We start from the raw sequence: 13759 nt of genomic DNA on the forward strand, positions 1-13759 counted from the left end.
AGTTTTCAATAGGTATTTTATTAAATAATCATTGATATATGAAAAAGTTAAAGCATTCTATTCTTTCGCTCTTGTTATTGATGGGAGCGTGTATTGTCAGTTGTAGTAATGATGATGGACAGACTTCCTCCACCGATCCGGATGAAGTAGGGGGAGAAAGTTTCACGATTCCTGTATCGAGTTTGCGTTTGCGGGACCCGTTTATTCTGGTCGACAAGAAAACTTCGATGTATTATCTTCATTTCAATAATAACTTGAAAATCAGAGTTTATAAAAGTAAAGACCTGTCCACGTGGAAAGACGAAGGATATTCTTTTATAGCTAAAACTGATTTCTGGGGGCAACAGGATTTTTGGGCACCGGATGTGTATGAATATGAAGGACGTTATTATTTATTTGCTACTTTCAGTAATGCGGGAGTGAAGCGGGGAACTTCTATTCTAGTTTCCGATAGTCCGAAAGGCCCTTTCACTCCACTTGTAAACAAGGCGATTACTCCTTCCGGCTGGATGTGTCTGGATGGATCTTTGTATATTGACAAAGAAGGAAATCCCTGGCTGTTGTTCTGTCGTGAGTGGCTGGAGACCATCGACGGTGAAATTTATGCCCAACGGCTGGCGAAAGATCTGAAAACGACAGAAGGTGATCCGTATCTGTTGTTCAAGGCTTCGGAAGCTCCCTGGGTAGGCTCTATTACAAGTTCCGGGGTGACGGGCAATGTTACGGATGCTCCTTTTATCTATCGTCTGGATGATGGAAAACTGATTATGCTATGGTCCAGTTTCCGAAAGACAGATGGAAAATATGCCATCGGGCAGGCTGTCTCGGCATCGGGTAATGTTCTTGGTCCTTGGGTGCAGGAGCCCGAAACGTTAAATAGTGACGATGGCGGACACGCGATGGTATTCAAGGATCTTAAAGGCAGGCTGATGATTTCTTATCATGCACCGAATTCGCAGACGGAACATCCGGTGATAACACCTATTTATATTAAGGATGGAAAATTTGTAGCTCTGAATTAATGTGGCTTTTTCTTTCTGAACCGTCTATTGTATATAGATTCAGTTGACAGAAATAAATAATCTATTTTGCGGGTATATGTCTCATTATTTAGAAGGAAGTGTTAACTTTGGCGAAATAGATTCTGTTGACCGATGTTGCCGTTATTGTATAGAAGGTAAAGTCAGAAAAGTAAATAAATAATTTGAAGAGCTTATGAAAATAAGAAATCTGGTGTTTGGTGCCATTTGTGGCATTATATTCTTTTCCTGTTCGGAGTCTGGTGGGGGAAAAGAGGTAGAGATGGATCGCTTTGTCACAGACCTGATGGGTAAAATGACGATCCGTGAGAAGCTGGGACAGTTGAACCTTCCTTCCGGTGGCGACTTGGTGACAGGCTCGGTGATGAATAGTGAGCTTAGTGATATGATTCGCAAAGAAGAGATCGGTGGCTTTTTCAATGTAAAAGGAATCAAAAAAATCTATGATCTGCAACGGCTGGCAGTGGAAGAAAACCGATTGAAAATTCCCTTGATAGTCGGGGCGGACGTCATACATGGTTATGAAACGATTTTCCCGATACCGTTGGCCCTCTCATGCAGTTGGGATACGTTGGCTATTCAGCGGATGGCGCGGATTTCTGCCATTGAAGCCAGTGCGGATGGCATTTGCTGGACATTCAGCCCGATGGTAGATATCTGCCGGGATGCCCGTTGGGGACGTATTGCCGAAGGAAGCGGTGAGGACCCTTATCTGGGTTCACTGTTGGCAAAGGCCTATGTGCACGGTTATCAAGGTGACAGTATGCAGGGAAAAGATGAAATCCTTTCTTGTGTAAAACATTTCGCCCTCTATGGAGCATCAGAAGCCGGTAAGGATTATAATACAGTCGACATGAGCCATCTGCGTATGTATAACGAATATTTTGCTCCTTATCGGGCGGCGGTTGAGGCTGATGTCGGTAGTGTGATGAGTTCTTTTAATATAGTAGACGGCATACCGGCTACGGCAAATAAATGGCTGTTGACAGACGTGCTTCGTGACGAATGGGGATTTCAGGGACTTTTGGTCACAGACTACAATTCCATTGCTGAAATGTCCATTCATGGTGTGGCTCCTTTGAAGGAAGCCTCTGTCCGTGCTTTGCAGGCTGGGACGGATATGGACATGGTTTCCTGCGGCTTTCTCAATACGCTGGAAGAATCGCTGAAAGAGGGGAAAGTCACCGAAGCACAGATTGATGCAGCTTGCCGTCGTGTGCTGGAGGCTAAGTATAAACTGGGCTTGTTTGCCGATCCATATAAATATTGCGATACGTTACGTGCGGAAAAAGAACTTTATACGCCTGAGCATCGTGCAGTTGCACGCGAGGTTGCGGCAGAGACGTTTGTTCTACTGAAAAATGAGAATCACCTGCTTCCGTTGGAGGAAAAAGGGAAAATTGCATTAATAGGTCCGATGGCAGATGCACGCAATAATATGTGCGGAATGTGGAGCATGACCTGTACTCCGTCCAGACATGGTACATTACTCGAAGGAATCCGGTCGGCAGTAGGAGACAAGGCTGAAATACTTTATGCCAAAGGCAGCAATGTATATTATGATGCGGAAATGGAAAAAGGAGCTGTCGGCATCCGTCCGTTGGAACGTGGTAATGATCAGCAACTGCTGGCCGAGGCATTGCGTACGGCTGCCCGTGCCGATGTGATTGTGGCTGCTGTGGGTGAATGTGCGGAAATGAGTGGTGAATCTCCTTCCCGTACTAATCTGGAAATCCCTGACGCTCAGCAGGACTTATTGAAAGCATTGGTGAAAACAGGTAAGCCTGTGGTACTGCTCCTGTTCACCGGTCGTCCTTTGATCTTGAACTGGGAAAGCGAACACATTCCTTCTATTCTGAATGTATGGTTCGGAGGTAGTGAGACAGGGGATGCCGTTGCCGATGTTCTGTTTGGCAAAGCCGTCCCGTGCGGTAAGCTGACTACTACCTTCCCTCGTTCGGTAGGGCAACTTCCTTTGTTCTACAATCATTTGAACACCGGACGTCCGGACCCGGACAACCGTGTTTTCAACCGGTATGCCAGCAACTATCTGGATGAGAGTAACGAACCTCTTTATCCTTTCGGATACGGTTTGAGTTATACCGACTTTGTATATGGCGACCTGCAGCTCAGTTCGGAAACCTTGCCGAAAAATGGAAACCTGACAGCTTCCGTTACTGTCACCAACAAAGGGAACCATGACGGCTATGAAACGGTACAAATCTATTTGCGTGATATCTATGCGGAAGTAGCGCGTCCGGTGAAAGAGCTGAAAGGCTTCGATCGTATCTTCCTGAAAAAAGGAGAAAGCCGTGAAGTGAAGTTTGTACTTACGGAAGATGACCTGAAATTTTATAATTCCGGGCTGCAATATATCTACGAACCGGGAGAGTTTGACGTGATGATAGGTACGAACAGTCGTGATGTACAGACAAAGCGCTTTATTGCGGAATAATTATTTTGAAATCTAATATATTAGTTACAACCATGAAAAAACTTACATTTTTATTATTATGTGTCTTGTGTACGCTTTCGTTGCAAGCTCAGAAGCAATTTACACTAGCCTCACCTGATGGAAATCTGAAAACGACAATAACCATTGGCGACCGGCTGACTTATGACATTACATGCAACGGCAGGCAGATTCTGACTCCTTCTCCCATATCAATGACGTTGGATAACGGGACTGTCTGGGGAGAAAATGCGAAATTATCCGGAACTTCCAGGAAGAGTGTGGACGAGATGATACCATCTCCTTTCTACCGTGCCAGCGAATTGAGAAATCATTATAATGGACTGACCTTGCGTTTCAAAAAAGACTGGAATGTAGAGTTTCGTGCATACAATGACGGTATCGCCTACCGTTTTGTGAATCAGGGGAAGAAGCCTTTTCGTGTGGTGACGGAAGTATCTGATTATTGTTTTCCATCGGATATGACTGCCTCCGTGCCTTATGTAAAAAGCGGTAAAGACGGTGATTATAACTCCCAGTTTTTTAATTCTTTCGAGAATACGTATACAACGGACAAACTGTCGAAGCTGAATAAACAGCGCTTGATGTTCTTGCCGTTGGTAGTAGATGCGGGCGATGGAGTGAAAGTCTGTATCACAGAGTCCGATCTGGAAAATTATCCGGGACTTTATCTTTCTGCTTCGGAAGGCGCGAATCGTCTGAGCAGTATGCATGCTCCTTATCCGAAGCGTACGGTACAGGGTGGTCACAACCAGCTTCAGATGTTGGTGAAGGAGCATGAAGACTACATTGCCAAAGTGGATAAGCCGAGAAACTTCCCCTGGCGTATAGCCGTGGTTACTACCACCGATAAGGACCTTGCCGCTACCAATCTCAGCTACCTGTTAGGTGCGCCTTCACGTATGTCCGATCTTTCATGGATTAAACCGGGAAAGGTTGCTTGGGACTGGTGGAATGACTGGAATCTGGATGGCGTTGATTTTGTGACCGGAGTAAATAATCCGACTTATAAGGCATATATAGACTTTGCTTCTGCAAACGGTATCGAGTATGTGATACTTGACGAGGGATGGGCAGTGAACTTACAGGCGGATTTGATGCAGGTTGTCAAGGAGATTGACCTGAAAGAACTGGTAGATTACGCAGCTTCCAAAAATGTAGGTATCATCCTTTGGGCCGGTTATCATGCATTCGAGCGTGATATGGAAAATGTGTGCCGTCATTATGCCGAAATGGGAGTAAAGGGTTTCAAAGTGGACTTTATGGACCGTGACGATCAGGAAATGACTGCATTCAACTATCGTGCCGCTGAAATGTGTGCTAAATACAAGCTGATTCTTGACCTGCATGGCACTCATAAGCCTGCCGGATTGAACCGTACTTATCCGAATGTGTTGAATTTCGAAGGAGTCAATGGGTTGGAGCAGATGAAATGGAGTTCACCGTCAGTAGATCAGGTGAAGTATGATGTGATGATTCCTTTCATCCGTCAGGTTTCCGGTCCGATGGATTATACGCAGGGGGCGATGAGGAATGCTTCCAAGGGTAACTATTATCCTTGTTATTCAGAACCGATGAGTCAGGGAACCCGTTGCCGCCAACTAGCCTTGTACGTGGTGTTTGAATCTCCTTTTAATATGTTGTGCGATACTCCGAGCAACTATATGCGCGAACCGGAATCAACGGCATTTATCGCAGAAATACCAACTGTATGGGATGAAAGTATCGTTCTTGACGGTAAAATGGGAGAGTATATTGTGACAGCACGCCGGAAAGGGGATGTCTGGTATGTAGGTGGAATTACAGATTGGAGTGCACGTGATATTGAAGTCGATTGTTCTTTCCTGGGTGATAAATCTTATCATGCTACTTTGTTTAAAGATGGTGTGAATGCTCATCGGGCAGGTCGTGATTATAAGTGTGAGTCCTTCCCGATAAAGAAAGACGGTAAACTGAAAGTTCATCTGGCACCGGGAGGAGGTTTTGCCCTTAAGATAAAATAATTATTTTAGAGTTGAAACTATGTTTTTTATCGTCACCCGTCACTTTTTAGAATAAAGTATTAATATATAGACCAATAGCGGTGACGGCAAATGCTGATGGCTAAGTGACGGCAAGAGTTTTACGCTTTTTGCCGTCACTTTTTGTGTTGTAAACTGATTCTTGGTCTAGCATATTATTCTCCTAGAGATAATCAGGCTCCCCACGTAATTTGAATGCGTTTTTGCTCTCATGCTCTAACAATTTGTCTGCATCCCTTTATTCATCTTAGTTTCAGGTATGGCAGCAACTGTGGTAGCAGTTATGAGAGCAAGTGTTTGCTCTCACTCTTCCATGTATCATTATCTGTCATTTGTTTGATGTTGTCATTTGATTTACAGTGTATTAATGTCTGAGGTGTCAATTATTAACGATTGATATTTCAGACATTAATAATTGATAAATCATCCTTTAATAGTTGATAACTCCGCTGTTTTTGAGTGATAAATGTTTTATTGTTTCTTGGAAGAGCAGGTTAATCGAACAGTTGGTGCGGTCATGTTAATTGAATCATATAAGTAAGGGATCAGTTTCCTGCCTTGTTTCATTCATTCCATCGGCTGGAACCACTGTTTTCAAGCGTCCGAAACTTTGTTTTCACGGCTTTGGAACTAAAGTTTCAAGCCGATGAAACTTTAGTTCCAAGCAGGAGAAACAAAAGTTTCAAACGGGAGAAACTAAAAAGCTCTATATAGAATGATGTGTACTGGTTTTAGTTGACAACTTCGTTTGTTATAACTGAATTAGTTTACTCAATATACTTTAATATCTAAATAGGTTTACTTTTGTTATTCTTATTCCTATGTTAGTTGTCTTTTGTTGGTGCTTGCAAATTTATGCATCTTCCTTTATTTACGCAAGCCTTCTTCAGGAAAATGTAATGTTGCCAACAACCAAAAACTCTTCGGTCGGGGATCGCCCTAGCGGCAAGGGGCGGGACCACCCGTCCCGACGAGCGGGTATTATGCTGTTAATCCTCCCGTTTCGCTGACCACTTCCATAGGTGTCCTCATGTTTATCCCTTGATGAGGCCGCACATGATTATATACATATACAGCATCTTCAATGCGCTTGCTTACTTGCTCGAAGCTCTCATCATCACAGTCGAATAGCCAACCGTTTTTAATGGTGTTGTTCATTCTTTCAGCCAATGCATTATGTAAAGGATCACCACACTGCGTCATACTGATGTTGATTTGATGCTCTTTAAGCCTCTCTACATATTTATTTGAACAATATTGGACACCCCGGTCGGAATGATGAATAAGAGTGCTCATGTCTATGTGATACTTCTCATAGAATGATATTGCCATCTCCAAAGCTTTCAAGGGCCCCTCCGTCTCAAGAGTTTTGTAAAGCGCATATCCCACGATGGCACGACTTGACGCATCGGTAAGCAACGAGAGGTAAGCCCAGCCCTGACCGGTGTTTACGTAGGTTATATCCGCCACTACCATAGCGCCCAATCTCGTAGCGACAAATTTGGGTGCAACATTCAACAGATCGGGGTAGATATAGTAATTATGGTTCGAATTCGTTGTTCTAGGACGCTTGCGACTTGTACGTTGACACAAACCATTGGAGCGAAAAATGTCATAACAACGATCACGACCGATAACCATCTTTGGTCCAAACTTACTCACGCAGCAGGCGTATAACTCGCGCATACCAGCTTTGGGCATGAGTTCCAACAGTTCTTTGCAGTACAACACGATGCTTGTGGTAAGGATATCAACTTCCAAATGTCGGTTCACATGCTTGTAATAACCTTGTCGGGTTATGCCGAAGTAATCACAGAGGAACTTTATACAACCACGTTTGCGTCGGGGTGAGTGCCTCTGTGACAAGGTGTCGATTACTTGGCATCGGAGTTTTTTCGTACCTTGATATGATACGTGGATTCAGCAAGATTGATGAGTTCTTCGCACGCCTCGTGACGTAAACTCTCATCAGCAAGAGCCCGATGAAGTTTACGGTTCTCAGCACGCAATAGCGATAGTTCTTTCTGGAGCTCAGAAATACTAGAATCAATAGCATCGCTATTTACTGGTTTAGAGGATCTACCCATATCTTTGTCTTCTATTTGATACTTGTTAAGCCAATAAGTAAGAAGCTTGGCACAAAAGCCGTGACGCTTACAAAACTCAGATTTGCTCTCGGGACTTGATAAATACTCACGAATATAAGACATTCGTTCATCATCACTGTAATAGTTGTACTGCTTTTTCGAATATTTCATCTTTATTTTCGATTTTTGAAGTGTCAACTTATTCAGTACACTACACATTGAGATCTAACCACATAGAGTTCTATCGATAATGTTATAGAGTTTATGTTCATGTCCAAACATGTTTTGAGTCAAATGATAGTCAATAGTATCTTAAATCTCCTCCTTCGGGAAGGAGGAGAATAGAGATAGAATCGACTTTTTAGTCTCCCCCCCAATGGAGATACTGCTGTTTGATTCATTTTTCATTCGATTTAGTAATGCTCAATGTTTCGTCTCACCTGACGTAGCGCCCGGCTTCAACTCTTTGCGGTGACAATAAAAAACTAAGTTCCGCCTATTATCACCCTATTGTCACCTCTTATTATCACCCTTACCATTCTAATTTGCAACGTATTAAGTCGCAAAAGTGACAAGTGACAATAAAAACGCTGCATAAAACGTTGTGGCGAATAACCAAAGGAGGTTCAAACTCCTTGATTCGACAGACAACAGCCCTTCACGTTCAGACCTTGATTTCGTCATTTCACCTGTCAATCTTTCCGCTTCATCCTTTCCCGATAATCACGGATAAGGATAGTCCGTAACTTTGTAACATGAAACAATAACACTGTAAAATCATGTTTAAAGCTATCGTACGTTTTTCGATCAGGAAAAAACTATTCGTAGGGTTAACCACCCTCTTCCTGTTTATCGGGGGAATCTATGCCATGCTGACGCTCCCCATTGACGCCGTGCCGGACATAACCAACAATCAGGTGCAGATTGTAACCGTATCTCCTACGCTTGCGCCGCAGGAAGTGGAGCAGCTCATCACCATGCCCATCGAAATAGCAATGAGCAACATCATGAATGTAGAAGATATCCGTTCCGTCAGTCGCTTCGGGCTATCAGTGGTAACGGTCGTCTTCAAGGAAGACGTGCCCACACTCGATGCCCGCCAGCTGATCAACGAACAGATACAGACCGTATCCGGCGAAATCTCCCCCGAACTGGGAACACCGGAAATGATGCCGATCACCACCGGACTGGGCGAAATCTACCAATACATATTGAAAGTAGCTCCGGGATACGAAGAGAAATATGACGCTATGGAACTCCGTACCATTCAGGACTGGATGGTGAAACGCCAGTTATCGGGCATACCGGGCATCGTGGAAATAAACAGTTTCGGAGGTTATCTGAAACAATACGAAGTGGCGGTAGACCCCGACGCCCTGTTTTCGCTGAACATCACCATCGGCGAAGTGTTCGAAGCACTGAGCAGCAACAACCAGAATACGGGCGGAAGCTACATCGAGAAAGCAAGGAGTGCTTATTACATCCGTTCGGAAGGGATGATCACCCGCATCAAAGACATCGAACAGATCGTGGTAGCCAACCGGAACGGGATTCCCGTACACATCAGTGACGTAGGCACTGTCCGCTTCGGCGCACCTAAACGTTTCGGTGCGATGACGATGGACGGAAAGGGCGAATGCGTAGGCGGAATTGCCATGATGCTGAAAGGCGCCAACGCCAATGTAGTAACGCAGGAACTGGAAAAACGGGTGGAAAAGATACAGCACTTATTGCCCGAAGGCATCAGCATCGAACCATATCTGAACCGTTCGGAACTGGTCAACCGGAACATCTCCACCGTTGTCAACAACCTTATTGAAGGAGCCATCATCGTCTTCCTCGTACTTATTATCTTCCTGGGCAACGTCCGTGCCGGACTGATTGTAGCTTCGGTCATCCCGCTGGCTATGCTTTTCGCATTCATCATGATGCGTCTTTTCAACGTGACCGCCAATCTGATGAGCCTCGGCGCCATCGACTTCGGTATTGTGGTAGATGGTTCCATCGTCATACTGGAAGGTATCCTGGCACACATCTACAGCAAGCAGTTCCGCGGACGGACACTGACCCGCAAAGAGATGGACGAAGAGGTGGAAAAAGGCGCTTCCGGTGTAGTCCGCTCGGCTACATTCGCCGTACTGATTATTCTCATCGTGTTCTTCCCGATACTGACTCTGAACGGAATCGAAGGAAAATACTTCACTCCAATGGCCAAAACCCTGGTGTTCTGCATCATCGGCGCCTTGATCCTGTCGCTGACATACGTCCCTATGATGGCGTCGCTCTTCCTGAAACATGCCATCGTAGTGAAGCCGACACTTGCCGACCGATTCTTCGAGCAGCTGAACAAACTCTACCAGCGTTGCCTGCATGCCTGCCTGCATCACAAAGCACGCACCGTAGTCATTGCTTTTGCCGCACTGATCGGCTCCCTCTTCCTCTTCACCCGCCTGGGTGCCGAGTTCATCCCGACACTGGACGAAGGCGACTTCGCCATGCAGATGACCTTACCCGCCGGCAGTTCGCTTTCGGAAAGTATCAAACTCTCCGAAGAAGCGGAAAAGACATTGATGGATCAGTTTCCCGAAATCAAGCACGTAGTGGCGAAGATCGGTACGGCAGAAGTCCCCACCGACCCGATGGCAGTGGAAGACGCCGACGTGATGATCATCATGAAACCTTTCAAGGAATGGACCAGCGCAACAAGCCGTGCGGAAATGGTAGAGAAGATGAAAGAAGCGCTCGAACCCCTCTCGGAACGTGCCGAGTTTAACTTCTCGCAGCCGATACAGCTCCGGTTCAACGAACTGATGACAGGTGCGAAAGCCGATATTGCAGTCAAGTTATACGGCGAAGACACGCACGAACTTTATCAGAGGGCAAAGGAAGCCGCCACATATGTAGAGAAAGTGCCGGGGGCAGCAGACGTCATCGTAGAGCAGACGATGGGATTGCCTCAGCTGGTTGTCAAATACAACCGCGGCAAGATAGCCCGTTACGGCATCAATATCGAAGAACTCAACACGATTATCCGGACAGCCTATGCCGGGGAAGCCAGCGGTGTGGTTTTCGAAAACGAACGGAAGTTCGACCTTGTCGTACGTCTGGATCAGGAGAAAGTGGCAGACTTAAATCTGGACAAGCTCTTTGTGCGTACTTCCGAAGGCATTCAGATTCCGGTCGGCGAGGTGGCAAGCATCGAACTTGTCAGCGGTCCGTTGCAGATCAACCGCGACGCTACCAAACGCCGCATCGTGATTGGTGTGAACGTACGCGACGCGGACATTCAGCAAGTAGTGGCCAACATCCAGAAGACACTGGACAAGAACATCAAACTGCAACCGGGATACTACTTCGAATACGGCGGTCAGTTTGAGAACCTGCAAAACGCCATCAATACGCTGATGATCGTCATTCCGGTAGCACTAATGCTGATTCTGCTGATCTTGTTTTTCGCTTTCAAGAACATTACTTATACATTGATGGTATTCTCCACCGTCCCGCTGTCACTTATCGGAGGTATCGTAGCCCTCTGGCTTCGCGGACTCCCGTTCAGCATCTCGGCAGGAGTCGGTTTCATCGCCTTGTTCGGTGTGGCTGTACTGAACGGTATCCTGATGGTGAACCATTTCAACGAACTTCGTAAACGAAATAAATATGCTATGACTACCAACCGAATCCTCACTCTGGGCACCCCGCATCTGCTGCGTCCCGTATTCCTCACCGGACTGGTCGCCTCGCTGGGATTTGTCCCGATGGCAATCGCCACTTCCGCCGGTTCCGAAGTACAACGCCCGCTGGCTACGGTCGTCATCGGCGGACTGATTATCTCTACCGTGCTGACTTTGCTTATCATTCCGGTATTCTACAAGATTGTCAACTCATTCGCTGTATGGAGACGTCCCGGAAGCAAGTTTCATCTGCCGTTCTTCGTCATCCTGCCGTTGTTACTGCTGATTCCTTCTTTCGCCTCAGCGCAGCAACCGGAAGCGGTCAGTCTGGAACAGGCCATCGAGATAGCCAAACAAAATCATCCGAGACTGAAAATAGCCGCCAACGCCATCCGTCAGGCAAAAGCCACTCGCGGAGAGATTGTCGAGGCAGCTCCCACCTCATTCAGTTACTCATGGGGACAACTCAACGGAGAAAACAAGCAAGACAAGGAACTTGCCTTCGAACAGAGCCTCGGTTCGCTGCTGACTCCGTTTTACAAGAATGCACTGGTCAGCCGACAGGTAAAGACAAGTACTTATTATCGCCGGATGGTGGAAAAAGAAGTGATAGCGGAAGTAAAACGGGCATGGGCTTACTATCAATATGCCGCCAACCTCTGCTCCATGTACCGTGATCAGGACAAGATGGCGGAAGAGTTGAAACGTATCGGCGAAATACGTTATCAACAAGGAGAAATCACCCTGCTCGAAAAGAACATGATGACGACTACCGCCGCCGACCTGCACAACCGCTGGTATCAGGCACAAGAAGAGGAAAAGACGGCACTGGCACGTTTCCAGTGGTGCTGTTATGCCGACAGCCCGATTGTGCCGGCAGATTCGACCTTATCTCTCTTTTATACCACCCTTTCGGACGGTAATCTGTCCGAAGCGCATACCGGATACTTCCGGAGTCAGGCGGAAGAAGCGAAAGCAATGCTTCATGTAGAACGCAGCCACTTCTTTCCGGAGATCAGCATAGGATATACCCGTCAGGACATTCTTCCCTTGAAGAATCTGAATGCATGGATGGTGGGAGTCTCCTTCCCCGTTTACTTCCTGCCCCAGAAAAGCAAGGTGAAGCAAGCCAGACTGGCTGCCGCTTCGGCACAGATTCAGGCGGATGCCAACATCCGCGAACTTCGCAATAAGGTGATGGAGCTGGAAGCCTCTCTCCGGAGATACAACGAGAGCCTGCGCTATTATACTACTTCAGCTCTCAAAGAAGCGGAAGAACTGACCAAAGCCGCCAACCTGCAACTGCAACAGAGCGAAACGGGCATTGCCGAATACATACAGTCCGTGACGACGGCACGGGACATCCGGCGAGGGTATATCGAAACCGTTTATCAGTATAACATTGCCGCTCTGGAACATGAATTGTTTGAATAAGTGGAGAGTGGAGAGTTTTAATGAACAGTTTTCCTGTTAATATAGAAGATTATTTTGCAAGAGTACTTAATATAAAAAAGTTATGAGAAAGATATTTTACCTCATCCTTCTGCTCGCCTTAGTAGCTTGCAAGGGACAACAACAAACGGCGGAATCAGAGTCTGTGGCGGACCCTGCAACAGAAAGCGTGAATCCGGAAATGGGAAAAAACAATAGTCAAAGCGACGCCGATGCCACTGCACAGCCCGAAGTGGATGCAATCACTTCCGCTACTTCCCGCCCCAATCAGGTTTCGTTCAACGGCCGGATCGTCCTTCCGCCCCAACGGCAGGCAACCGTCGCACTGACTATCGGCGGAGTGATCAAAAACACTTCCTTACTCCCCGGACAACACGTTACCAAGAACTCTGTAATCGCCACTTTGGAGAATCCGGAGTTTATCACCCTCCAACAGACTTATCTGGACAGCCACGCACAAACAGAATATCTGCGTATGGAATACGAACGGCAAAAGAATCTCTCTGCCGAACAAGCGGCTTCGCAGAAGAAGTTCCAGCAAAGCAAAGCGGATTATCTTTCGATGAAAAGCCGTCAGGATGCTGCCGCCGCACAACTTTCGCTTTTGGGCGTGAATCCGGAAACACTGCTTCGGGATGGCATCCAGCCGCTTCTGGAAGTAAAAGCTCCTATCAGCGGATATGTGGTCAATGTAGCTATGAACATGGGAAAGTACATCAATCCGGGAGAAGCTCTCTGCGAAGTGATTGATAAAAGCGCACCGATGCTCTGCCTGACTACCTACGAAAAAGACCTTGCAGATATGCAAACAGGCAGTCCCGTACAATTCCGTGTCAACGGCATGGGTACACAAACGTTCAACGGCACGGTCATCTCCATCGGACAAAAAGTGGACGAAGTGAACCGCTCACTCGAAGTATACGCTTCCATCAAGGAGACGAATCCGCAGTTCCGACCGGGGATGTACGTCACGGCACATATCCAAAAACAATAATCTGCCGTGCAGCGACAGCCA

The 13759-nt window shown here is 46.5% G+C and carries 7 protein-coding genes; 5 read left to right on the forward strand and 2 right to left on the reverse strand.

Going from position 1 to position 13759, the window contains the following annotated elements; genetic code table 11:
• Positions 1 to 38: 38 nt before the first annotated feature.
• The 3 genes from DW640_RS08225 to DW640_RS08235 all read left to right on the forward strand — a co-directional run bounded on the left by DW640_RS08225 (position 39) and on the right by DW640_RS08235 (position 5516).
• Positions 39 to 1022 carry a glycoside hydrolase family 43 protein gene (locus tag DW640_RS08225; RefSeq protein ID WP_008765460.1) on the forward strand — a complete coding sequence of 328 codons (984 nt, stop codon included), beginning with the start codon at positions 39 to 41 and terminating at the stop codon, positions 1020 to 1022.
• A gap of 193 nt (positions 1023 to 1215) precedes the next feature.
• On the forward strand, positions 1216 to 3495 hold the full coding sequence (bglX, locus tag DW640_RS08230; RefSeq protein WP_117577817.1) for a beta-glucosidase BglX: 2280 nt from the start codon (positions 1216 to 1218) through the stop codon (positions 3493 to 3495).
• A 32-nt stretch (positions 3496 to 3527) separates the two neighbouring features.
• Positions 3528 to 5516 carry a glycoside hydrolase family 97 protein gene (locus tag DW640_RS08235; protein WP_011108029.1) on the forward strand — a complete coding sequence of 663 codons (1989 nt, stop codon included), beginning with the start codon at positions 3528 to 3530 and terminating at the stop codon, positions 5514 to 5516.
• A 999-nt stretch (positions 5517 to 6515) separates the two neighbouring features.
• Here DW640_RS08235 and DW640_RS08240 read toward each other — a convergent pair.
• Both DW640_RS08240 and DW640_RS08245 read right to left on the reverse strand, forming a co-directional pair.
• Positions 6516 to 7400 carry an IS3 family transposase gene (locus DW640_RS08240; RefSeq protein WP_230475076.1) on the reverse strand — a complete coding sequence of 295 codons (885 nt, stop codon included), beginning with the start codon at positions 7398 to 7400 and terminating at the stop codon, positions 6516 to 6518.
• An 8-nt stretch (positions 7401 to 7408) separates the two neighbouring features.
• Positions 7409 to 7792: a transposase gene (locus DW640_RS08245; RefSeq protein WP_016268251.1), complete on the reverse strand. Its 384-nt coding sequence runs from the start codon at positions 7790 to 7792 to the stop codon at positions 7409 to 7411.
• A 608-nt stretch (positions 7793 to 8400) separates the two neighbouring features.
• Here DW640_RS08245 and DW640_RS08250 point away from each other — a divergent pair.
• Together DW640_RS08250 and DW640_RS08255 are read left to right on the forward strand one after the other, a co-directional pair.
• Positions 8401 to 12726, forward strand: a complete 4326-nt coding sequence (locus DW640_RS08250; RefSeq protein WP_117577820.1) for a CusA/CzcA family heavy metal efflux RND transporter — start codon at positions 8401 to 8403, stop codon at positions 12724 to 12726.
• An 82-nt stretch (positions 12727 to 12808) separates the two neighbouring features.
• Positions 12809 to 13738: an efflux RND transporter periplasmic adaptor subunit gene (locus DW640_RS08255; protein WP_055229269.1), complete on the forward strand. Its 930-nt coding sequence runs from the start codon at positions 12809 to 12811 to the stop codon at positions 13736 to 13738.
• The last annotated feature ends 21 nt before the right edge of the window (positions 13739 to 13759 follow it).

The sequence above is a fragment of the Bacteroides sp. AM23-12 genome (genome assembly GCF_003434395.1).
Classification (GTDB): domain Bacteria; phylum Bacteroidota; class Bacteroidia; order Bacteroidales; family Bacteroidaceae; genus Bacteroides; species Bacteroides thetaiotaomicron.

Bases quoted from the DNA above. Each gene is read 5' to 3' on its own strand.
- DW640_RS08225 (WP_008765460.1), top strand. From the start codon at position 39: ATGAAAAAGTTAAAGCATTCTATTCTTTCGCTCTTGTTATTGATGGGA.
- bglX (WP_117577817.1), top strand. From the start codon at position 1,216: ATGAAAATAAGAAATCTGGTGTTTGGTGCCATTTGTGGCATTATATTC.
- DW640_RS08235 (WP_011108029.1), top strand. From the start codon at position 3,528: ATGAAAAAACTTACATTTTTATTATTATGTGTCTTGTGTACGCTTTCG.
- DW640_RS08245 (WP_016268251.1), bottom strand. From the start codon at position 7,792: ATGAAATATTCGAAAAAGCAGTACAACTATTACAGTGATGATGAACGA.
- DW640_RS08250 (WP_117577820.1), top strand. From the start codon at position 8,401: ATGTTTAAAGCTATCGTACGTTTTTCGATCAGGAAAAAACTATTCGTA.
- DW640_RS08255 (WP_055229269.1), top strand. From the start codon at position 12,809: ATGAGAAAGATATTTTACCTCATCCTTCTGCTCGCCTTAGTAGCTTGC.